The sequence below is a fragment of the Xylanibacter rodentium genome (genome assembly GCF_013166575.1).
GTDB lineage: Bacteria > Bacteroidota > Bacteroidia > Bacteroidales > Bacteroidaceae > Prevotella > Prevotella rodentium.
This window is the reverse complement of record NZ_JABKKE010000005.1, coordinates 131,033-154,012: the sequence shown is the minus strand read 5'-3', so window position 1 is coordinate 154,012 and position 22,980 is coordinate 131,033. Positions and strand designations below refer to the sequence as shown.

The window sequence follows — 22,980 nt, the reverse complement described above, 5'->3', positions numbered from 1 at the left end:
TCCCATCTTCAACTAACGAGGATGGTAAATGCTTCATGCCATTAGGCTAAATACAATATTATCGATGGATATTAGTTTTTTTATCCCGAACTGGGGTATGTTATGGCCATACGTACTTTGCGTATACCTTGACCGAGACCTACCGGTAGTTTCAACTGGCAAGTGCAAAATTAATGATTTGTTTGAAGAATTCTTCTTTCGGGGTTGAGAAATTTAGTTTCTTTCTCGGTCTGAGGTTCAATTTCTTTGCCACTTTCTTGATATAGTTGTCCGAGAATTCATTGAAATTTGCTTTCTTGTGTATATATTGCCTGATGAGTTTGTTAACATTCTCTACCGCTCCTTTCTGCCATGAGCAGTAGCTGTCGGCAAAATAAACAGTCACATCCTCAAGTCCTTTCATCCTTAATCCTGCGGTTATGTCCCGATGTGCAGCAAACTCGCTGCCGTTGTCAGTAGTGATTGTTCTGATGTATTTACGATATGCGAACAAGATTCTCACCACGACTTTTGCCAGTGGCTTTGCTTTCTTTCCATGCTTCAGTCTTTCCATCATGACAAAGCCCGTCATCCTCTCGAGTAACACGAGTATGGCATGTCCGTAAGCGTCAACGATGAGATCCATCTCGAAGTCTCCGAACCGCTTCCCGTCAGCTTCGGCCGGCCTGTCGTGTATGCTTGTGCGGTCGGCTATGTTAGTCGCTTTAGTGGGTTTGCGTTCTCCTTTGGGTCTGCGTTTGAAATTGGGATGGCGGCAGTGCTTGCGCAGTTCCCCGCTTTCATCGGCATTGATGATGTTGTAGATGCTTTGTATGGAAATGCTTATGCCTTCTTTGGACAGCACGCCGCGGATCTGTTCAGGTGACCATTGGTTATTGAGAATCATCTGCTTGATGCGCCAGACGAGAAGACGGTCAAGACGTTTGTTCGTTGTGGTTCGTTTACGACGCTCCAAGGCCTTTGCGTGGGCCTTGTCCCACAGATAGTTACCCGTGGCCGTGGAATTACGTCTGATTTCACGTGAGAGCGCTGATTGACTGCACCCTACTATCAGGGCGATTTCTTTTTTCGATGTTTTTCTTTGCAGTAAGGCGAAAATTTGCGACCTTTGCTGCGAGGTTAATTGTTTATACTTCATATGACAAAACAAAGATAGTTAATCTCGGGGAGACTTCGGTCTCCTTTTTTTGTTTTGTCAGTTAAAAACTTTGGCTCCGTCCTCTCTTGGGGGCGCGCCCCCAAGAGAGGACGGACAATAATCTGAAAGAGGTAATTCCTAAATCAAAATTTTGCACTTCGATTTGGAATCTTCATTAAGAAAAAAGAGGACTATTTATATGAAGTGACTGTGTGTCTCGCTACATGACATATGAAATATGGTAATATGGGGCTTTCTCTGTATTTTTATCGAGGTTGGGATAGAGTTGTTTTTACGGAAATATAACTTTGAAGCTGTACAGTCTCGAATATTTGTGCTACCTTTGCATTCAAACAAGACAATATAATCATTTCAATGAATACGTGGCATACATGAATCGTGGTGCTTTGGAAACAGACCTCAGACAGCCGAAGTCAAGCCTGATAAAAAAGATTGGCTGCAATGCCCGCAATGGAGATATTTGAGGTTATCAAACTCTTGAACGATGACGAACAATAGAGCAGAAATATGGCGAAAGAAAGGGAATATAGAAGCGACATGGCAAAAGAACAGGTCGCAAATGGCGGTCAGTTACTCGAAGTAATCAATATCCAACCGATGATTCGTATTATAAGAGACCGGCAAGTAATGCTTGACAGTGATTTGTCAAAATTGTACGGTGTGGAAACACGAAGGTTGAACGAGCAGGTGAAGCGTAACATAGACCGCTTCCCAGATGATTTCATGTTCCAACTTAGCAAAGACGAACTTGATGACTTGAAGTCGCAAAATGCGACATCAAGTTGGGGTGGAGTACGAAAGTTGCCATATGCGTTCACGGAACAGGGCATAGCCATGCTCAGTTCGGTTTTGAAGTCAAAGACGGCTGTAGAGGTGAACATCCGCATTATGAGGACTTTTGTGTATATGCGTCGCTTCATCGCCACCAACGCCCAGCTGTTCCAACGACTTGAGGCTATCGAGTATAATCAACTGGAGATGAAACAGCATCAGGACATGGCCGACAAACGCATTGATGAGGTTTTCAAGCGTTTGGATGCCAATGTCCTTCCAAAGCAGGGCATATTCTATGACGGACAAGTGTTTGACGCATACCGTTTTGTGTCAGATTTGATACGGAAAGCCAAGTGCTCCATTGTACTGATTGACAACTATTTGGATGACACAGTTCTTACTTTACTTGATAAAAGGGAACAGGGTGTATCTGCCACAGTCTATACGCAGCGTATCAGTGGACAGTTACAGCTGGATGTTGATCGTCACAACGTTCAATATCCGCTTATTGAGATAAAACGGTTTAACAAGGCGCATGACCGCTTCTTGTTCATAGACGATGAGGTATACCACATAGGGGCATCAATTAAAGATTTGGGCAGAAAGTGGTTCGGATTTACCCTTATGCGGGATATCACGGCAAAAGAACTCATCAATAAAATCCGAGACTGATTTGTCTTTTTTGTGCATAATGTACGTTGTAATGGATAAAAAAGAGTTTTTTTGTCCATTACAGTGCGCGTTTTTGGATAAAAAAGTGTATTTTTGCCGTTGGAGAACAAAACGATGAGCGTTATGAAGACAGTTATAATGAATCAGAAGAAGGAGCGTGACGAACTGTTGTCACGCAGTTATCTTATGCGTCATAGCAAGTACGATGCACATGAGTTGCTTGCTAACCCGTTGATAAAGCTGATAACCGGTCCGCGGCGGGTGGGCAAGTCGGTGTATGCCCTGCTCATGCTGCGTGGCACCAATTTCGCATATCTTAATTTCGACGACAAGCTGTTGCTTGATTCGTGGGATGAGGATTTGATTATGGCACTGCTTGACGACGTTTACAGCGGATACGACTTTATGATGCTTGACGAGGTTCAGAACCTGGACGGCTGGGATCTGTGGGTGTCAAAGCTCTATCGCCGTGGTAAGAATCTGGTTATAACAGGCAGCAATGCCAATATGCTTTCGAGCGAAATGGCGACGGTTCTCACCGGACGGTATGTTCAGATAGAGATGTTGCCTTTCAGCTTGCATGAAGTTATGGAGTGGAACGGGCTGGACCATGCCGCCATACAGCCGGAACAGAGCATAAAGGTTGTTGCAGTGAAGGACGACTATATGCGCAACGGCGGGTTTCCCGAGACGATAGGGGCGCGTGGAATAACGCATAACTATCTGTCGACACTGTTCGATTCGATATTGCTTAAAGATGTGTCGCACCGCCACAAGATACGTAACACGAGCGATTTGTATACTCTGGCGGGTTGGTTTCTGGCCAATTTCTGCAACCCTTTCACTGCCAATGGCGTAGCGGAAGAATTGGGATTGGGCAGTGTTACCACGGTGCGGAAATATTGCGACTATCTGTGCGAGCCGTATCTGTTTTATTTTCTGCCGCGTTTCAACAACAAACTGAAACTGATGCTGCGTGCCGCCCAAAAGGTGTATGTGGTGGATAACGGTTTTGTGGGTGCGGCGGCGTTCAACGTTAGTGAGAATCTCGGTCGCCTGCTTGAGAATCAGGTCTTTGTTGAGTTGTTACGCCGTGGTTGTGAGGTGGGTAAGACATTGTTCTATTACAGGTCGCGCAATGACAAGGAGGTGGATTTTGTGGTGCGTCGTGGTGTAAGTGTGGAGATGCTTGTGCAGGTGTGTTACGACTTGTCGTCGGCAAAGACACGCAAGCGCGAAACGGAATCGCTTACCGAATGTGCCGGTGAATTGAACTGTGACAATCTGTTGATCGTGACAAACGACACGACGGAAACGATAGAGCGTGACGGCTATATGATAAAGGTGGTGGCAGTCTCCGATTTCTGAATATTCAGGCGCAGATTGCACGGACACACAATTATTATTCCTTCCGTGCAATCTGCGCCATGTCTTATCTTTCTTATAGTCTGCTTATTTGCTTTTCGGGCATGACGGGGCCCATGTGTCGTTGATGGCGAACACCGTTTCCATCGTTATTTTCTGTGCTTCTTTCTTTGTGAGCTGGCGGGTCCATGCGGCGCGCTTGTCGGTGGCGGCGCCTTCGCCGCGGTTGTTGTACTCCATGTAGCGGGCGGTCTGCTGACGTTCTTTCTGCCAGTGGTGCCATCCCTCAGGACGTATGTGGCGGCCCATGTCGCAGTTCATGAACAGGGTGTAGCCGTAGTCGCGCCACGGACGGCCGAGGTAAACCTTGTCAATATCGGCGTCGGCAGTGAGACGGCAGTTGTTGAAAACGTATCCGTAGGGACGGTCCTGCGGTGTAGATGCGGCCGTGATGTAAGAGTTGGCGCGGCTGTGTATCTCGCAGTTTTCGAACCATGCCGTCGACGGACCGAAGATAAAGTCGGTGGTGCCCTCGATATAACAGTCCTTGAAAAACAACCGCGTGCCGGCTATGCCGGTGTATACTGTGTCCTGATGGCCGAGCAGACGGCAGTTTATGAATATCAGGCGGTCGCCCTCTGTGTGCAGTGCCACGGCCTGACCGAGGCGTGCCGAGTTGTTCTCGATGGTGATGTTCTTGAATGTGATGCTGCTTCCTTCCACCTTCACCGTATATGTTCGGAAAGTGCCCATGCCTTTGCCCGTGAGCGGATTGACGATGTTGGCATGGTCATCGTAGGTGATGACGGTGGCGTCGCGGTCTTCGCCGAGTATCTCGATGTTGGTGAGCCACTGCGGTATGATGAGCTTCTCTTTGTATATGCCTTTCTTTACGTATATCACCTTGTGATACTCCATGAATGCCCGGCACACTTCCACGGCCTCGGAAACGGTGCGGAATTCGCCTGTACCGTCGCGTGCCACAACGATGGTGTCGGGGTTGTCGTATTTGTCTGCCGCTGATGCGCCTGCGGCGAGTGCCAGTATCAGACTGAGCAGTGTAAGTTTAAGTTTCATTGTTACATTATTTGTGTTACTTTTTGCAGATTATCCACTTTTTTCAGGCTTTCGATAATGGCTTTCACATCGTCCTTGTCGTGTATCCTCACTTCGAGAGTACCTTTGAATATTCCCTCCTCACAGCTCAGAACAACCTTGTGCATGTTGATGTTCATTTGCTCTGATATGATTCTTGTCACCTCGTTGAGCAGTCCGATGCGGTCGATGCCTTCTATATGTATGGTGGCGTCGAAGTACAATTTGCGGTGCATGTCCCATTTGGCGTCGAGAATGTGGTTGCCGAAGCTGGTTTTCAGTTTTGCGGCCACAGGGCAGGAACGTTTGTGTATTTCGATTTGTTTCTTTGTATCGATGAATCCGAGTATGTCGTCACCGGGAATCGGATGACAACAGTGCATGAACTTATATTGTCCGATGTTGTCGTCAGTGATGAAGATGGGCTTCTTGCGGTTGAACTTTTCAGGTACGACGAACAGGCTCATCTGTTGTTGCTCGTTGTTCTTGTCTTTGTCCGACTTGATGAACGGCACATACTTGCGCCATCCCTTGCTTTTCTGCGACTTGGCTTTCTTGCCTTTGAGCACGTTGAGGTCGCTATCACCGAGCAGTATGGTCCTTTCGCCCAATGCCTGCAGAAAACTCTCGCGTTTCGGAATGTTGTGTATGGCGGCCAGTTGGTCGGCGGTGGTGTTGGTGTATTGTATGTCGTTCTTTTCGAGAAAGGCACACAGAGTCTCCTCTCCGCGCTTCTGTGTTTCTCTGCTGTCGCGCCGCAATATGGCTTCAATCTTTGCTTTGGCCTTTGCCGTGGATGCAAAGTTTATCCATGACGGCTGTACGTGCTGCGACTTTGAGGTGAGTATCTCCACCTGGTCGCCGCTCTGCAGCTTGTGGCTTAGCGGCACTAACTTGTGGTTGACCTTGGCGCCTATGCAGTGGCTGCCGAGGAATGTGTGGATGGAAAAGGCGAAGTCGAGCGCCGTGCATCCGGCGGGCATGGTCTTTATCTCGCCTTTGGGGGTGAACACGAATATCTCGGATGCAAAAAGATTGAGCTTGATGGCGTCGAGGAAGTCCATTGCGTTGGGTTGCGGGTCGTCGAGTATCTCTTTGATTGTGTGCAGCCAGTCGTTCAGTTCGCCGTCGTCCTCGCTCATTTCAATGTTGCCGTCTTCCTTGTATTTCCAGTGGGCGGCAAATCCCTGTTCGGCCACCTCGTCCATCTTGTCCGAACGTATCTGCACTTCTATCCATCGTCCCTGTTTGGACATCAGTGTGACATGCAGCGCCTGATAGCCGTTGGCCTTAGGATGGTTTATCCAGTCGCGCAGGCGGTCCGGATGCGACTGGTATATCTTGCTTATGGCAACATATATTTTGAAGCACTCGTTGATTTCGTCCTCACGGTTCTGTGGTGTGAAGATGATGCGCACAGCCAAGATGTCGTATATCTCGTCAAACGTTACGTGTTTGGTCTGCATCTTGTGCCATATGGAGTAGGGGCTTTTGACACGTTCCTTTATCACATATTTGATGCCCATCTCCTTCATTGCTTTTTCTATAGGTGCAGTGAAACTGTCGAACAGGATGTGTCTCGATGCTTGTGTAGATTCCAGTTTCTTCTGTATTGCGGCATATTGCTCGGGGTGCTCATAGCAGAAACTGAGGTTCTCCAGTTCGGTCTTTATCTTGTTCAGTCCGAGACGGTTGGCCAAAGGAGCATATATATATAATGTCTCTCCGGCTATCTTATACTGTTTGTTGGCAGGTTGGCTCTGAAGTGTGCGCATGTTGTGCAGACGGTCGCAAATCTTTATCAGTATAACGCGTATGTCGTCGCTCATGGTGAGCAGCAGTTTCTTGAAGTTCTCGGCCTGTGCCGATGCCTTATCGCCGAAGATGCCGCCGCTGATCTTTGTCAGGCCGTCAACAATCTGTGCCACTTTCGCCCCGAAAATGTTCTCTATGTCTTCGGTGGTATAGTCGGTGTCCTCCACCACATCGTGCAGCAGTGCCGCGCATATACTCGTGGAGCCGAGGCCCACTTCTTCGCAGGCTATCTGGGCCACGGCTATCGGATGCAATATGTATGGTTCGCCTGAAAGCCGCCGTACACCTTTGTGAGCCTGACGGGCAAAGTTGAAAGCCTTGGTTATAACGTCTACTTTTTTGCGGTGGCGTGATGCCATGTAGGTGTCAATCAGGTGTTGGAAAGCATCGTCTATCAGTTTTGCGTCGTCGGCTTCTCTCTTTATCTGGTCGTCATTCATGGGGCATATCCTCCTATTGTATAGTTATTTATATTGAAGTATAACTGCTGTTTGTCGTTTATGTTATAAAAAATCTCTTTATCTTATAAACAGTAAACACAATCCCCTGCTTTCTCATCTTCGTGTGAAGATTGAGATTGCAGGGGATCGGTTTATCGTTTTATCTTACTCTGAGTTTCTTTCCGGCACGGATATTGCTGTTTTTCAGACCGTTCAGCCGTTTCAGCTTGGCAACGGTGGTGCCGTTACGCTTGGCTATTTCTGACAGCGTTTGTCCGCTACGGATGGTTATTGTCTTGCCGCCGGAGACTTTGCGGTTGCGTGCCGATCTGCCGGAACGTGCCTTCGGGCGGGAAGATATGGCAGGAGTATTGTCGTTCACAATCACCACACTACGTTTGGGGAGCAGCTCGTCCGCCTTGTATTCATATACTTCTTCTTCATTGTCTATGAATTTGCCTATATCTGTCTGTGGCAGTCTTACGCTTGCTTCTATGGCTGTGGTACCGGGTATGATGTCGCGGCGGTACGACGGGTTGAGAGCCCTCAGCTGCTCGATGTCGATATTGCATACGGCGGCTATCTGCTCCAGATGTACATTGCGCTTGACTACCACGGTGTCTGTCTGTGCCGGCAGTCGTGTGGTCATCGGACAGATGTTGTGTTCGCAGTAATAGTTCATTATGTAGTTGGCGGCGATGAATGCCGGCACGTATCCTCGTGTTTCTTTTGGCAGATACGGGTATATCTGCCAGTAGTCCCGTTCTCCGTCGGCTCTGTGTATGGCCTTGTTTATCTGTGCCGGTCCGCAGTTGTATGCCGCGATAACCAGGTTCCAGTCACCGAATATCTTGTACAGATCGCTCAGATAGTGGGCTGCGGCATATGACGACTTGACGGGGTCACAACGTTCGTCTATCAGCGAGTTCACTTTCAGGTCGTATTGCTTTCCGGTGGCCAGCATGAACTGCCACAGTCCGGTTGCTCCCACGCGTGATACGGCTTTAGGATTGAGTGCCGACTCTATTATCGGCAGATACTTCAGCTCCAGCGGCAGGTTGTAAGCCTCGAGAGCCTCTTCGAATATGGGCATGTAGAAATTGGATGCTCCGAGCATGTAGCTCACCGAATGGCGCAGCCGTCCGCTGTATCTGTCTATAAATTTCTGTACAACGTCGTTATACGGCATCTCTATCACGGTGGGCATGTGTTTGAGCCGCTCTATGTACACTTCTTTTGCAAAGACCGGATTGACATCCTTCATCTGACAGTCGTTGTCCTCGTCAAGATAAGTCTTCGACATATATAGATTCATGAGACTGTCAAGGTCGTAGTTCATTGCTTCCGGAAATGCCACAACTTCCTTGATGCCTTTGTCGTCGGTCACTGTTATCTCGTCAACGGTGACAGTATCGTTTTGTGCCAGTATCGTGCTGCTTCCGCCAATACACATCGTGATGGCCAGCAATATCGTTTTCTTGTTCATTATATAATATGTCAGTATCTGTATTCAGTATGATATTCAAATTGTTCATATTCATGCACGTTTTCTCGCCATGGCAGAGTTTGAGCAAGCTCACTCTGCTCATCTGGCTTAACGAAAACGTTGGATTTCATCCCGCGTTTTCTCGCCTAAAAAGTAAGGCTGCACTGCAATCCCAATGCTGCCGAACCGTCGAGCAGGCTGCACGGACGGTTGCCGCCGATGACGGCAGGCTCTACTTTCAGACTGAGGTCTTTGGATATGTCGAACTCCGACAACTCGGCGTCGACGTATGCGTCTATCACCGAGAGGGCGTACACTCCCACAAGACAGAAGAAACTCATGTCGCGCCACCTGCGGTATCTGTCCTTGCGGCTTTTGAACAGTTTCTTGTAGCGTTCTTCGTTCGAACTGTCAATCTGCTTCCCAAGATGCAGGAACTTGTTGTAGCTCTGCGTTGTAGGGTCATCGTCCATTATGTCGAGATATGCCTGCGAGTAGTCTTTGTACATCATGTTGTTCCAGTTCATGGCGTATAGGCATCCCATCATTCCGCCGTAGAATATAGGCAACTTCCAATATTTTCTGTTGTATATCTGTCCGGCACCGGGCAAAACCATGGCGAGCCATAAGGCCCGTTGCGGATTGGGTGTCCATGTGGCCCAGTCGCGCTTCGTCTTGATTACCGTCAGTGTGTCGTCATCGGCCGTGCCATTTCTCTTTTTCAGCGCTTTCGCCTTGTGGCCGGACACTGACTCTGCCGTTGTCATCATCCTTTCGAGGCTGTCGGCTGATATGGTGTCAGGCGTCGCTTCATAGGTCATGCCAGCCGCCTCCTGTGCCGATGCGACAATATGGCCTGCCGCCAGCAGAAGGCCAAGGGTCAGCATGCGTAGTGTATATGTTATTCCGTAGCTTTTCAAAACATCTGTTTATTTGTTGCCCACACTGTCAAGAGCATTCATGATGCGCTCCAGCTCTTCTTCGTTGGCAAAGGGAATGCTTATTTTGCCTTTCCCTTTTGGCGAGCATGTCATCTGTACTTTGGTCTTGAAGAAGCCCGACAGACGTTCGCGCAGCACGGCAAAATCCTCGGGCAACTGCGCGTGTGCGGCAATCTTCTTTTTGGCCGTCACCACGTCCTCACCGTTTTTCAGCATGTTCACCATCTCTTCAACCTTGCGTACCGAGTATCCGTTCTTCTGAATCTCTCTGAACAGCTTTATCTGTACGCTCGGACTGTCGAGTGCCAGCAGTGCCCGTGCATGGCCCATGTCTATCTCGCGGTTCTTAAGAGCCATCTGTACCTGTGCCGGCAACTTGAGCAGCCGCATGTAATTGGTCACGGCGGCGCGGCTCTTGCCCACACGTTCCGAAATCTTCTCCTGTGTCATGCCGGTGGTCTCCGACAGATGTTCGTATGCCAGAGCTATTTCGATGGCATTCAGGTCCTCGCGCTGTATGTTTTCGACGAGGGCCATTTCCATCACGTTTTCGTCCTCGACAGTACGTATATATGCCGGAATGGCGGTCAGTCCGGCTATCTGCGACGCTCTCCAGCGGCGTTCGCCGGCTATTATCTGATAGCGGCCGTCGGCTGTCTGACGCAGCGTGACGGGTTGTATGATGCCTATCTCGCGTATGCTCGCAGCCAATTCCTGCAGCGCTTCCTCGTCAAATTCGCGTCGTGGCTGGTTGGGGTTAGGCTCGATATGGTCAATGGCTATCTCGTTCAGATTAGACGACCCCTGTGTCTGCACCTCGCCGGTGTCAATCAGAGCGTCGAGTCCGCGCCCGTTGCCCAAGTCGTCAAGTCCGCGTCCCAATACGCTTTTGTTGTATTTCTTGTGTACTGCCATTTCTTTTTCGTTGAAGAATGATTATTGATTGTCGGTCGTGACTGTTTCCCGTCCTCTTGTTCGTGTCCGTCAGCCTTGGGTTTGGCTCAGCCGAGGTGTCCTCGTCAGTTCTTGTTTATTATCTCCTTGGCCAGTGCCAGATGGTTCTTGCTGCCGGTGGAGTCGGCGTCGTAGAGAATCACGGGCAGACCGTGGCTCGGGCTTTCGCTCAGTTTGACGTTGCGCTGTATCACGGTCTTGAACACCAGTTCCTGGAAGTGGCGTTTCACCTCGTCGTAAATCTGGTTGGCCAGACGCAGGCGCGAGTCGTACATCGTCAGCAGGAATCCCTCTATCTCAAGCCTCGGGTTCAGCTTGCTTTTTATTATCTTGATGGTGTTGAGCAGCTTGCTGATGCCTTCAAGGGCGAAGTATTCGCACTGTACGGGTATTATCACCGAGTCGGCTGCCGTGAGCGAGTTGACCGTTATCAGTCCGAGCGACGGGCTGCAGTCTATCAGAATGTAGTCGTATTCGCCGCGTATCGGCTCAAGCATCTTCTTGAGCACTCTCTCGCGGTCGTTGAGGTTGAGCATCTCAATCTCCGCGCCCACAAGGTCGATGTGGCTCGGGATGATGTCCAGACCTTCGATATCGGTGGTATAAATGGCGTCTCTTACATCGGCACGGTCGATGATACACTCGTACAGAGAGCAATCTACAATCTTTATGTCTACTCCGAGACCGCTCGAAGCGTTGGCCTGAGGGTCGGCATCTACCACCAGCACGCTCTTTTCAAGTGTGGCGAGCGATGCTGCCAGATTGATGGTTGTTGTGGTTTTGCCCACCCCTCCTTTTTGGTTTGCTAATGCGATGATTTTTCCCATTTTCGATTTTCCCAAGGTTTAAATCGGTATTCCCGATGTTCGAAGTCCGTTTCAATGTCGGAACACGCGGTGTGTCTCGTCTCGGTGAGCCGCCGGATTTCGCTGTATTTTGCCGCAAAGATACTAAATTTATGCGAGAAAATGTTATTTATGAGCCTTTTTTTGACTGTGACAGGGGCTGAATATATCTTCAGCCGTTATGTCGGGACTGTTGAGAATGTACATAAATATTGCCAATATTTCCATGCATGAAAAACAATGAAATAGAAACGGAGAAATGGAAGATGTGAGTCGTTTTATCGGTTTTTGTCTCTTTTGTTTACAAATAATGGCGGTTGGCCTGTCGCGGCGGCCGTTTGGGGTTCCGATAAGGGCCTTATTGCAATGTCATAAGGCCGTTATCACGATGCAATACGGCCTTTATTGCAATGCAATATGGCCCTTATCGCGTCTTGAAAGAGCCTGGGAAATTGCACACTTCGATACAGAGTGACGTAACGCTGTGGTATACAGAGTGTTGTGTTTGCATGCTCAAAACTCGCGAATTTCGCATTACGGATTCTCTGTTTCAGAATAATCGACGTATGAGAGCTTGTTTGTAATGATTATTCGGATATGTGACATAGCTCTTGGAGTAGTCTGTCCGGCAATTGCGGAATATGCCCGGACCTGCTTGCAGCTTGCCCGGCATGACTTCATGGTGGAGATGCCGTGTGGCATTTGCTTTCATTCTTTATCATAAGTGGGTGTTCTCCCTTTTCAGACATGATAGTGATGAGGGCATATATGACGGGCAATCTGGCGATGATTAATTTTGAATACATGCCTGCTTCTTTCGTTTGTTACGCGGATTTTTAGTAATTTTGCGGAACGATAATACAAAGACGATTATGGAAAAGAAAAGACCGTTGATACTGATATCAAACGACGACGGATACCATTCCAAGGGCCTCAGAAGCCTGATAGAGATGGTGAGTCCGTTGGCCGACCTGCTCGTGTGTGCCCCTGAGTCGGCCCGTAGCGGATTCTCGTGTGCATTCTCGGCCGTCGAACCGCTCAGGCTGAAGTTGCGCCGCCGATGGGAGGGCGTGGATGTGTGGTCGTGCAGCGGCACTCCCGTCGACTGTGTGAAGATTGCTCTCGACCGGTTGTGCGGCGGGCGACGCCCGGACATGGTGATAGGAGGTATCAATCATGGCGACAATGCGTCGGTGAACAGCCATTATTCCGGCACGATGGGTGTCACGATGGAGGGCTGCATGAAGTATATCCCCTCTGTGGCCTTTTCGCTCTGCGACCATAGTGACGATGCCGACTTCGCGCCGCTCGCTCCATTTGTGCGCAGCATCACGGAGCGTGTGCTCGGCGAGGGGCTGCCACGGGGAGTGTGTCTCAATGTAAACTTCCCGCGGCTGAAAGAGTTCAAGGGTGTGCGCATATGCCGTATGGCGCGCGGCACATGGGGCAACGAGGTCGTGCGGTGTGTCCATCCTCATGGGTATGACTACTACTGGATGACCGGCGAATATACCAACGACGAGCCGGATGCCGACGATACGGACAACTGGGCTCTCACTAACGGATATGTGGCCATCACGCCGACGCAGGTGGACGTGACGGACTATGGGATGATGGAGCGGATGAAGAGCGAATGGACATTCTTGAACGTAATGTGACAATCTGGACAAAGAGCGGAGGCGAGAGATGAAATATTATTTGATAGCGGGCGAGGCGAGCGGCGACCTGCATGCGTCGCGGCTGATGCACGCACTGAAGGAATATGACGTTGAGGCCGAGTTCCGGTTTATCGGAGGCGACCTGATGGCAGCCGAGGGCGGTACGATGGTCAGGCATTATCGTGAGCTGGCCTATATGGGGTTTGTTCCGGTGCTGCTGCATCTGCCCGCCATACTCGGCAACATGCGCCGTTGCAAGCATGATATAGTGCGGTGGCGGCCCGACGCGGTGATACTGACAGACTATCCGGGGTTCAATCTCAGCATTGCCAAGTATGTGAAAGCCCGCACGGATATCCCCGTATATTATTATATATCACCTAAGATATGGGCGTGGAAGGAGTATCGCATCAAGAATATAAAGCGCGATGTGGACGAACTGTTTTCCATCTTGCCGTTTGAAGTGCCTTTTTTCGAGCAGAAGCACGGCTATCCGATACACTATGTAGGCAATCCCACGGCCGAAGAGGTGGGCGGGTTCCTGTCCGGATATTCGCCGTCGGCCGACGCTTTGGCTCTGCCTTCGGGTGATGTCGGGGCATCGTCAAAGGGCATTATCGCCCTTCTTGCCGGGTCGCGCCGTCAGGAGATAAAGGACAATCTGCCTGCAATGATTGAGGCCGTGCGTGAGTTTATGGGCGATTACAGGGTGGTGCTGGCCGGTGCTCCGTCCATTCCGGCGGAGTATTACGGGAGTTTTGTCAGCGGTACGGGCGTGGAGGTGGTGTACGACAGCACCTACCGGTTGCTGGCCTGCTCCACGGCAGCTCTCGTCACCAGTGGCACGGCCACGCTCGAGACAGCTCTGTTCGGCGTGCCGCAGGTGGTATGTTACGAGACACCTATACCCAAGGTCATGGCTTTTCTGCGCAGACATTTGCTCAAAGTACGATATATATCGCTTGTCAATCTCATCGCCGACAGCGAGGTTGTGATGGAACTCGTTGCCGATACGTTTTCAGTGGACAACATACGCCGCGAACTGCGGCGCATATTGCCGGGGCAGCCGGCACGTGAGGCTATGTTGCGCGGCTATGACGAGGTGCGCCGTCGTCTCGGTACGGAGAAGGCTCCCGACAATGCTGCACGGATAATTACGGGTTTGCTTGGCGGTGCCGACGGGCGGAACAAGTCTGCCAAGTGCCTTGAAAGTCAATGATGCCACCGTACGGAAATACTGTATCATGCCTTATGCCGTGATGGATTGGATGGCGGCATAATCGTAAATTGATTGTTTTTTTATCCGTAGAATAAAAAAATACGGCGCAAGGCTTTGCTGTCTGTCTAAAGTTTTGTATATTTGCTGTATAAAAATAACAACAAAAGAAATGGAAAACTTTACGGAACGACTGAAACGTCTTTGCATGCCGGCGTCCCGGCTTGAATGGTGGTTGTCGTGGATAGGCATCTTCGCTGGCTGTACGGTCATGGCGGCAGGATTCGTTTTTTTTATCAACCCTTATAACATTGTGCCCGGCGGTGTGTATGGTGCAAGCATTGTTCTTCACAATCTTTTCCCGTCGATACAGGTGGGAACGTTCGGATACATGTTCGATATCCCGTTGCTCATATTGTCGGCTCTGCTGCTCGGTGCCAAGCTGGGGGCGCGTACAACGGTGGCGGCGCTTACCACACCGCTTATTATGAACGTCATGTCCATGGCGGTATATCCCACCCGGGATGCTCTGCACAGTCTCGATCCGGCGATGTTGCTCGGCGGTTGCATGGATATGACCGACCATCTGATGCTTACGAGCATCATCGGTGCCACGGTGATAGGCATAGGGCAGGGTATCGTGGTGCGCAATCAGGCCACCACCGGGGGCAGTGATATAGTGGCAATGATAATACAGAAGTATTTCCATATGCGTTTCTCTACAGCCATATTGCTGGTCGACGCGGCCGTGGTGGCTTTCGGATTGGTGGTGATAGGTTTCGGTATAGGCAGTGCCGACGATGTTTCGTCGCCGTCGTGGCATCTTTCGTTCTATTCGCTTATAGCCATATTCGTGTCTTCGCGCGTGCTGGCATATATGCTCAATGGTGCCAAGGACGACAAGCTGCTGTTTGTGATAAGTGACAAGAGGATGATTGATCTGCATCGCTTCATCCTTAAGGACCTTGACCGTTCGGCAACACTCATAAAGAGCAGCGGACTGTATACGGGCGCGGAGAAGGAAATGCTCTTCCTTGTGGTGAGCCACAAGGAGGTGACGGCCGTGAAACATAAGATAAAGGAGGTCGATCCGAGGGCCTTTGTCGTGGTTACCGATGCTTACGATACGTTTGGCGAAGGTTGGAAGCAGTTGCCTTCGGTTGGCGAGGTGCAGCCGGAGTGACGTGGTTTTTTTCTTCGGCAGACATGGAAGCAAGGTCCTCACGGTGTATAAACGGTTAAAAGGGCATTATTGAAATCTGCATACAGGAATCGATAATGCCCTTTTAACCGTCTTTAGTGTATATTGCTATTGGTCTTGTCGTCTTTATTTTTTGTACAGCCTGTCGGTAATCAGAACAGTGTGAGCGTATACAGATATACTACAGCGGCGGGTATGGCGAGCAATGACGAGTCGAACCGGTCGAGCATACCGCCATGGCCCGGCAGGATTGAGCCGCTGTCCTTGACCCCGAGTGTGCGTTTGAAGAGGCTTTCCACGAGGTCGCCCCATGTCCCGAATACCACGACTACAAGTCCGAGACCCATCCATTCGTAAATGCTGAGACCGAGGTCGTTTATCCCATAGTATTCCGTGAGATGCCATATAAGCGCAGATGCGGCTACTACGAATACAGCGCCTCCGGCAGAACCTTCCCAACTCTTTCCCGGACTGATGCGCGGGAACAGCTTGTTGCGTCCGAAGAGCGAACCGCAACAGTAGGCTCCGGTATCGTTTATCCACAGGAAAACGAAAACGCTGAGCGGCATAAGCCATATATAGGCCACGCCGTCGGGAGTGGCACGGAATGCCAATACACTGAGCAGAGAGAAAGGCAAGGCGATGTACATCTGTGTCATCATTGTATATGCCCAGTTGTTTATGGGATCTTTGCTTTTGGCATACAATTCCGATATGAGAAGATAGATGATCGTGATGAGATATGGTATGAATACGGTGGGAGGGGTGATGCTGCCGCAGAAGCCAGTCATGGCAAAATACAGGTAAACTCCGGCCACGGTGCATATGAAGCGGTTGGTGTCCACACCGTCGCGCATGTTGACAAGTCCGGTGAATTCCCATACGGTTAGACCTGTGACAAGGGCAAACAACACTGCCATTGCTATGGGGTTGATGAAGCACACGACAATGGCTGACACGAAGAATATGCCGGTTATGGCACGTATTATGAAATTTTTCATCAGATATGTTTATTATTCTTTTGCAAAGGTAATGCAAATCGTGATAATGGCAAAAGAATAGCCCTAAAAGTCTGATAAAAACTTTTAGGGCTTATTTTAGGACTCGGATGATATTCTTTCAATCATACATCGGGATGCGGCAAACCTGTCATTGGGCACTTGTCTCACCGTCTTCCTGTGCTTGCTGTTCCTTACTGTCATTTTCAGCTTTGGCTGCGGCCTCGCGTTCCAGTTCCTTGGCGCGCCGTTCGGCCATAGCCTCGGCTTCAGCCCGCTGTTGTGCTTCGAGCAGTTCCTCGGCCCTGCTTGCCCATGGGCGCTTTCCGAAGATGCGTTCCACGTCCTCCGCGAAGATTACCTCCCGGCTCACGAGCAGGTCGGCCAGTTGGGCGTGGCCTTCCTTGTGTTCTGTCAGGATGCTTTTGGCACGGTCATACTGCTCGTTTATCATCTTCAGCACCTCGTCGTCCATAATCTTGGCAGTGGTCTCGGAGTAAGGACGCTGGAAGTTGTATTCGTTGTTGTTGTAGTAGCATATGTTGGGCAGCTTGTCGCTCATACCTGCATATGCTATCATTCCGTATGCACTTTTGGTGACGCGTTCGAGGTCGTTCATGGCGCCGGTCGATATCCGGCCGATGAACAGTTCTTCGGCGGCGCGGCCTCCGAGCGTGGCACACATCTCGTCAAGCATTTCTTCTTTTGTCGTGATGGCGCGCTCTTCAGGCATATACCATGCGGCACCAAGGGCGCGTCCGCGTGGCACGATACTCACTTTGACCAGCGGGTTGGCGTGTTCCGTAAACCATGAGATGGTGGCGTGTCCGGCCTCGTGTATGGCTATGGCGCGCTTTTCGGCGGATGTCATTATCTTGGTCTTCTTCTCCAGTCCGCCGATGATGCGGTCTACAGCGTCAAGAAAGTCCTGTTTGCCCACTGTCTTGCTGTTGTGGCGGGCTGCTATCAGTGCGGCCTCGTTGCATACGTTGGCTATGTCGGCTCCGGAGAATCCCGGGGTCTGGCGTGCCAGATAGTCTATGTCAAGTGTCTCGTCGGTCTTCAGCGGTTTCAGGTGTACGCGGAAGATATCCTTGCGTTCGCTTAAGTCGGGCAGGTCGACGTGTATCTGGCGGTCGAATCGTCCGGCACGCAACAGTGCAGAGTCGAGCATGTCGGCGCGGTTTGTGGCTGCGAGGATTATCACACCGCTGTTGGTGCCGAATCCGTCCATCTCCGTCAGCAGCGCGTTGAGTGTGTTTTCGCGTTCGTCGTTGCCTCCCATGGCCGGATTCTTGCTGCGGGCACGGCCCACGGCGTCGATTTCGTCTATAAAGATGATACATGGCGACTTCTCCTTGGCCTGACGGAAAAGGTCGCGTACGCGGCTTGCACCCACACCTACGAACATCTCCACGAAGTCGCTTCCGCTCATCGAGAAGAAAGGAACTCCTGCCTCACCGGCTACGGCCTTTGCCAACAATGTCTTACCCGTGCCCGGAGGACCTACGAGCAGTGCACCCTTGGGTATCTTTCCGCCAAGTTCGGTGTATTTCTGAGGGTTTTTCAGGAAGTCAACAATCTCCTGAACTTCTTGCTTGGCTCCCACTTGTCCGGCCACATCCTTGAACGTAACGTTCAGTTCGCCGCCTTTCTCATACATCTTGGCCTTGCTCTTGCCCACGTTGAACACTCCTCCTGCGCCACCGGAGCCTCCGCTCATGCGGCGCATGATGATGCCTATTATCAATACGAAGGGCAAGAGGTTGTATATGATCATGTTGATCATGTTGTTCTCTTTCTGATTGTCGTATTGATATTCGCCGGTGAACTTTTTCTGTGCGCGGGCCTCATCGACAAACTGTTCCACTTTGTCTACCGAGCCGAACTCCACGTTTACGGCAGGGTCTTTGCCGGTCTTGTCCGAGCCTTGTTTGAACACATCACGTATATGTTCCGGCTTTACATACATCCGTAGCTTGTTCTGTTCTTTATTGACAACGATTTTCGACGCATAGCCTTTCATCACCATTGTCTTGAACTGGTCGTAGGATGTCTCGGTTGTCACGCTCGAGTTTGCGGCTCCTCCTCCTCTCATGTAGAGCGCGATGAGCGTGACAATGACGATGCCGTAAATCCAGTTCATGTTGAATCTCGGCATGTTCATCTTCGGGTTATTCTGATTCTTTTTGTCCATTATGTCCTGTTCGTCGGTTTATTTTCAATCGAGGTCGGGGATGCGCGTTATAGGTGCGTCTTCCCAAAGGTGTTCCAAGTCGTAATATTCGCGTAAATCGGGCAGAAATATGTGCACCAATACGTCTCCGTAGTCCATGGCCACCCATTGCGCGTTGCCAAGACCGTTGACCTTGATTGGTTTTTCCTTGGCGTTTATGCGTGTAAACTCTGCCACGGAGTCGGCTATGGCTTCAACCTGTGCAGGTGACGAGCCCTGACATATTACGAAGTAGTGGCAGATGGCTCCGGCAATGCCGCCGAGGTCTGCTATTGCGATATTGCTTCCTTTTTTCTCCTGTATACCCTTTGTTATTGCTTCTACAAGCTGTTTTGTTTGTTCCATTTATATTTATATTACGTTTGTATATTCGGTAAATTTCGGACAAAGTTACTGCAAATCAGCATAATGGCAAAATAAATTGGGATTTATTAGCATTTATGATACGGTTGGAAAGGGGTGATAAAAAATAAAGAGGCAAGCAACCTTTTACGGTGTACTTGCCTCTTTTACTTGTTGGGATACTCGGACTCGAACCAAGAATGACAGGACCAGAATCTGTAGTGTTACCATTACACCATATCCCAATTGTTTTATTGCCGTCCGGTATATTTCCGAATTGCGAGTGCAAAGGTAGCGGAATTTTCGTAAACTGCAAAATTTTTAGTGAAAAAATGTGTTTATGATTACTCTTTTTTCTGCTTTTTATACAAAAAGACATGCTCATTTAATTCCTGCTGTGCATTATTACATATATTATTACAGGAGCACCCATTATTGGTGTGACTGCATTGAGCGGAATGATACCTATATTGCCCGGAAGCACACAGATGATATTGCATGTCAAAGCGACTATGGAACCGCAGAAGATGGTGGCGGGCATGAGGTGTCGGTGATTGTCGGTGCCGGTTATCATGCGTGCGATGTGCGGCACGGCCAGTCCGATGAAAGCCACAGGACCGCAAAAAGCCGTGGTAACAGCTGTGAGCAGGCCGGTGGTGAAGAGCAGTGTATTGCGTACGAGAGTGATGTTCACGCCAAGATTCTCGGCATATCGCTCGCCAAGCAGCAACGCATTTAGCGGCTTGACCAGCAGTAACGAGCCGATGAGTCCGGCAACGGTGACACCGGCAAACCACGGCATCTGTGACATGGACACACCACCGAAGTTTCCGAGTCCCCAGACCATGTACGACTGTACGCCTTCTTCGGTGGCGAAGAAATTGAGCAGGGCTATGGCCGACGACGCTATATAGCCAATCATAATGCCGATGATGAGCAACATTACGTTGCTGCGTACGATGTTGGCGAAGAAGAGAATCAGGCCCATCACGGCCATGGCTCCGGCAAAAGCGGCCGCGAGTACGGCCATGAAGCCTGATAGCGATACATTGCCGGCTGTGATGTTGCCGCCGAGCAGTAGCATGACCAATGCAACGCCAAGGCTGGCTCCGCTGTTGATGCCGAAGACACTCGGTCCGGCCAGGGGATTACGGAAAGCCGTCTGAAGCATCAGTCCTGACACAGCGAGCGCGCCGCCGCAGAGTGTGGCCGTGATGGCTTGTGGCAGACGCGACTCCATGACGATATATTGCCACGAGGCGTGACTGCCGGTATGTCCTGCAAGTATGGAAAACACTTCGGATGCAGGAATGTTTACGGCTCCTACGAGAAGATTTGCCGTAAAGAGAACGGCGGCCAAAAATGGCATCAAGATGAATGTCGGCTTCATTTCTTTTCTTTTATTAGAGGTAACACAAGCATACCATTGATATAATCCGGAACATCTTTGAAGCAGTGTAATATGGGGCTTTCGGTGTTTCTATTTCATTCTGACGAAATATTCCGGTTGGCCGAGACTGTCGGCGAGAGAGGGATGACAGATGATGATAAGATCGCGCAGCAGCCTGTCGGGATTGAACGGAGTATCTTCGTAGTACGTACTGTGATTGGTGTTGCATCCGTATACATTTCCTGTCTGCCAGGCGTCGAAACGGCTGTACCCGTCCTTGTCGGTCTTGAGGTCGGCAAGTGTCAGGTCGCGTGGAGAATTATAGCGTATCATCCATACGTTGCAGTGTGCTGCGCGTTCGAGAACACTCTCGAATGGCAGTGCCACACTACCACTGTGTCTGTCGTCGGCAAAGGGATTGTCTGCGCAGGCGTCGCGCAGCAATCCTCCGATGGTGCTGTGCCCTCCGGGTACATACCATGCCGCACCGTTCTGCCGGTCGAACAGTACCGAACTGCGTTCCTTGGCACGTGCGGCCATGATTTTGAGTTCACCGTAACGCTGTTCTATATCGGCAAACATGTTGTTTGCACGTTCTTCTGCTCCGAATAGCATGCCGTAAAACTTCATCCACTCGGCGCGGCCAAGGGCCGACGATTCCATATAGTCGGCGGCTTCGATGATGGGGATGCCTGTCTTCTCTATCTTGCCGTATCCGCCACTGTTCTGGAACGGTGAGAGCAATATGGCGTCGGCATCGATGTCGATTATCTTCTCTACCGTGGGAGTGATTCCGTTGCCGCAGTCGGCGATGGAACCTCTGGTGATGCCGAGTGTAATCTCTGGCAGATTGATGTATTGCGGGTCGCATACTCCGGCGATGGATTTTATACATCCCAATGAAGAAATCAGACCGCAATGTACCGATGTGGCCACTACGGCGCGCTGCAGCGGAGTGCGTACCACAGTGCCTTGCGGCAATGTTTCGGGCATGTCGTTATCTGCGGGGATTAGAAGGTATGTGTGCAGTGTGCGTCCGCTGTTCCACGGGTCGGCCATGTCCACACGGGTGAAGCCGTCGCCACGGCTTATCTTGAGTAGTGAGGAGTGGCTTAGAGAGTCGGTAGTGCAATCTGAAGAAGCTGCGGTCTTGCCTCTTCCGCCGCATGAGCAGAAAAGCAGGACCGCAGCAATAATCCGGCATATGCCAATGGCAATGTTATTCATACACTACGGTTGTGTTTTGGATTATGGCCGTCGGACCAACACCCGTCGGACATGTTTTCACGAGCTTGCCGTTCAAGTCGTATACATTGAGATAGCCGTTGGCTTTGTAGTCAGGATAACCGGTGTCTTCATTTTTTATGTACGACGCTATGTACACGTATCCGCGGATGGGATCGGCAGATATTGCAGCTGCCGAGAACGGTGCGTCGTTGGAGTCGGCTGCAATGAATTCGGCTGTCTTTCCGGTTGTCATGTCATATACGCTGTATGACGGAACTGTGGCAGGAGTGGTGTACGGGGCATTGTATGTGTAAATCTTCGTTCCGGCAACAGCCATATTGGTGGCCGGAACAACGTCGCTGACCTTGCCGCCCGATATTTTCTTAACTCCGGCGCCCACCTGGTTCCAGCTTGCATCGTATTTGCCGTAGTCGAGCACATAGAGGTCATTGCCCGATGCGTATACGGCATTGGGGTTGTTTATGAGTTCGTCGGTGAAGAGAGTCACATTGCCGGTTGTCAGGTCTATTTTGCCGATTGACGGGAATTGTCCGTTGCCATAGCTTGAGTTTGCCACATAGAGCGTATTGCCATTCACGGCCATTCCTTCGGGATACACTTTGTTTACATTTTCTGTTTCGGGTGTCGTGGGGTATGTCTTCACCACTTCGTAGGTAGCGGTGTCGATGGCTGCCACATATCCTGCAAATGTCGACACATATATACATCCGTTGCCGGCTGCAAAATGGCGCGGCTGGTTGCCTTTGCCTTCACCTATGGCGTTGACTGTGTTTATCTGCTTCAGTGACTTTAGTGTGCTGTTGTCCATTACCTCGATGGTGTTCTCGCCGGTGACAGCTATATACAGTTTCGTGCCGTATACGATGCCGTCGTTGGCTGTGATGCCGAGGCTGCGGCCGTTGGCTTTGGCAAACACGTCTTTTTCCGAAGCCCATGTCTCCGCGTTCAGATATGTCAGGCCTCCGTCAATCTGTCCGCTCTGATTTCCTGAGTTGACAACATATACGCCAAGATTCACATCCACCGGGCATGTTACATGAGGCGGATTGACATTGTCATCATCATCGTCGTCACACGATGTCAGTACGGTTGTACCCATGAGTAGCACTGCAATGCTCAACAAATACTTTTTCATATTCTTTCCA

General features: G+C 50.3%; 18 protein-coding genes and 1 tRNA gene. 5 read left to right on the top strand and 14 right to left on the bottom strand.

Features of this window, described 5'->3' with window-relative positions; translation table 11 throughout:
* Positions 1 to 151 precede the first annotated feature (151 nt).
* Entirely contained in the window at positions 152 to 1,138 is a 987-nt protein-coding gene (locus HPS55_RS04610) for an IS30 family transposase (RefSeq protein WP_172324720.1), read from the bottom strand.
* 528 nt (positions 1,139 to 1,666) lie between these two features.
* On the opposite strand from HPS55_RS04610, the gene HPS55_RS04605 reads away from it, so the two are divergent.
* Together HPS55_RS04605 and HPS55_RS04600 are read left to right on the top strand one after the other, a co-directional pair.
* A complete protein-coding gene (locus HPS55_RS04605; protein ID WP_253945820.1) occupies positions 1,667 to 2,605 on the top strand; it encodes an ORF6N domain-containing protein in 939 nt (312 codons plus the stop codon).
* 123 nt (positions 2,606 to 2,728) lie between these two features.
* On the top strand, positions 2,729 to 3,973 hold the full coding sequence (locus HPS55_RS04600; RefSeq protein ID WP_172176209.1) for an ATP-binding protein: 1,245 nt from the start codon (positions 2,729 to 2,731) through the stop codon (positions 3,971 to 3,973).
* Positions 3,974 to 4,057: 84 nt separating this feature from the next.
* Here the strand turns inward: HPS55_RS04600 and HPS55_RS04595 are convergent, their stop codons facing one another.
* From HPS55_RS04595 to HPS55_RS04570, 6 genes are all read right to left on the bottom strand, one after another.
* Entirely contained in the window at positions 4,058 to 5,047 is a 990-nt protein-coding gene (locus HPS55_RS04595; RefSeq protein WP_172176207.1) for a pectinesterase family protein, read from the bottom strand.
* A 2-nt stretch (positions 5,048 to 5,049) separates the two neighbouring features.
* Entirely contained in the window at positions 5,050 to 7,320 is a 2,271-nt protein-coding gene (locus HPS55_RS04590; RefSeq protein ID WP_172176205.1) for a RelA/SpoT family protein, read from the bottom strand.
* A gap of 160 nt (positions 7,321 to 7,480) precedes the next feature.
* Positions 7,481 to 8,773, bottom strand: a complete 1,293-nt coding sequence (locus HPS55_RS04585; protein ID WP_253945824.1) for a lytic transglycosylase domain-containing protein — start codon at positions 8,771 to 8,773, stop codon at positions 7,481 to 7,483.
* 179 nt (positions 8,774 to 8,952) lie between these two features.
* Positions 8,953 to 9,627: a DUF5683 domain-containing protein gene (locus tag HPS55_RS04580; RefSeq protein ID WP_410543856.1), complete on the bottom strand. Its 675-nt coding sequence runs from the start codon at positions 9,625 to 9,627 to the stop codon at positions 8,953 to 8,955.
* Positions 9,628 to 9,735: 108 nt separating this feature from the next.
* A complete protein-coding gene (locus tag HPS55_RS04575) occupies positions 9,736 to 10,662 on the bottom strand; it encodes a ParB/RepB/Spo0J family partition protein (protein WP_172176201.1) in 927 nt (308 codons plus the stop codon).
* 104 nt (positions 10,663 to 10,766) lie between these two features.
* The gene (locus HPS55_RS04570; protein WP_172176199.1) at positions 10,767 to 11,528 is read right to left on the bottom strand and encodes a ParA family protein; all 762 of its coding nucleotides are present in this window, start codon (positions 11,526 to 11,528) and stop codon (positions 10,767 to 10,769) included.
* Between the two features lie 890 nt (positions 11,529 to 12,418).
* Here HPS55_RS04570 and surE point away from each other — a divergent pair.
* The 3 genes from surE to HPS55_RS04555 all read left to right on the top strand — a co-directional run bounded on the left by surE (position 12,419) and on the right by HPS55_RS04555 (position 15,603).
* Positions 12,419 to 13,204: a 5'/3'-nucleotidase SurE gene (gene surE / locus HPS55_RS04565; RefSeq protein ID WP_172176197.1), complete on the top strand. Its 786-nt coding sequence runs from the start codon at positions 12,419 to 12,421 to the stop codon at positions 13,202 to 13,204.
* A gap of 28 nt (positions 13,205 to 13,232) precedes the next feature.
* Positions 13,233 to 14,423 (top strand): lipid-A-disaccharide synthase, encoded by a 1,191-nt coding sequence (gene lpxB, locus HPS55_RS04560; protein ID WP_172324718.1) that lies wholly within the window; start codon positions 13,233 to 13,235, stop codon positions 14,421 to 14,423.
* 205 nt (positions 14,424 to 14,628) lie between these two features.
* On the top strand, positions 14,629 to 15,603 hold the full coding sequence (locus tag HPS55_RS04555) for a YitT family protein (protein WP_172176240.1): 975 nt from the start codon (positions 14,629 to 14,631) through the stop codon (positions 15,601 to 15,603).
* A 170-nt stretch (positions 15,604 to 15,773) separates the two neighbouring features.
* Here the strand turns inward: HPS55_RS04555 and HPS55_RS04550 are convergent, their stop codons facing one another.
* From HPS55_RS04550 to HPS55_RS04520, 7 genes are all read right to left on the bottom strand, one after another.
* On the bottom strand, positions 15,774 to 16,622 hold the full coding sequence (locus HPS55_RS04550) for a phosphatidate cytidylyltransferase (protein ID WP_172176193.1): 849 nt from the start codon (positions 16,620 to 16,622) through the stop codon (positions 15,774 to 15,776).
* Between the two features lie 148 nt (positions 16,623 to 16,770).
* Positions 16,771 to 18,816, bottom strand: coding sequence for an ATP-dependent zinc metalloprotease FtsH (ftsH, locus tag HPS55_RS04545; RefSeq protein WP_172324716.1), 2,046 nt, complete (start codon positions 18,814 to 18,816; stop codon positions 16,771 to 16,773).
* Positions 18,817 to 18,840: 24 nt separating this feature from the next.
* Positions 18,841 to 19,200 carry a ribosome silencing factor gene (gene rsfS / locus HPS55_RS04540; protein WP_172176189.1) on the bottom strand — a complete coding sequence of 120 codons (360 nt, stop codon included), beginning with the start codon at positions 19,198 to 19,200 and terminating at the stop codon, positions 18,841 to 18,843.
* Between the two features lie 171 nt (positions 19,201 to 19,371).
* A tRNA-Gln gene (locus tag HPS55_RS04535) sits at positions 19,372 to 19,442 on the bottom strand.
* A gap of 140 nt (positions 19,443 to 19,582) precedes the next feature.
* Entirely contained in the window at positions 19,583 to 20,587 is a 1,005-nt protein-coding gene (locus tag HPS55_RS04530) for an iron ABC transporter permease (RefSeq protein ID WP_172176187.1), read from the bottom strand.
* Positions 20,588 to 20,677: 90 nt separating this feature from the next.
* Positions 20,678 to 21,814, bottom strand: a complete 1,137-nt coding sequence (locus HPS55_RS04525) for an ABC transporter substrate-binding protein (protein WP_172176185.1) — start codon at positions 21,812 to 21,814, stop codon at positions 20,678 to 20,680.
* Positions 21,807 to 22,970, bottom strand: coding sequence for a DUF5074 domain-containing protein (locus HPS55_RS04520; protein ID WP_172176183.1), 1,164 nt, complete (start codon positions 22,968 to 22,970; stop codon positions 21,807 to 21,809). Before HPS55_RS04520 ends, HPS55_RS04525 begins: the two co-directional genes overlap by 8 nt.
* Positions 22,971 to 22,980: the final 10 nt, after the last annotated feature.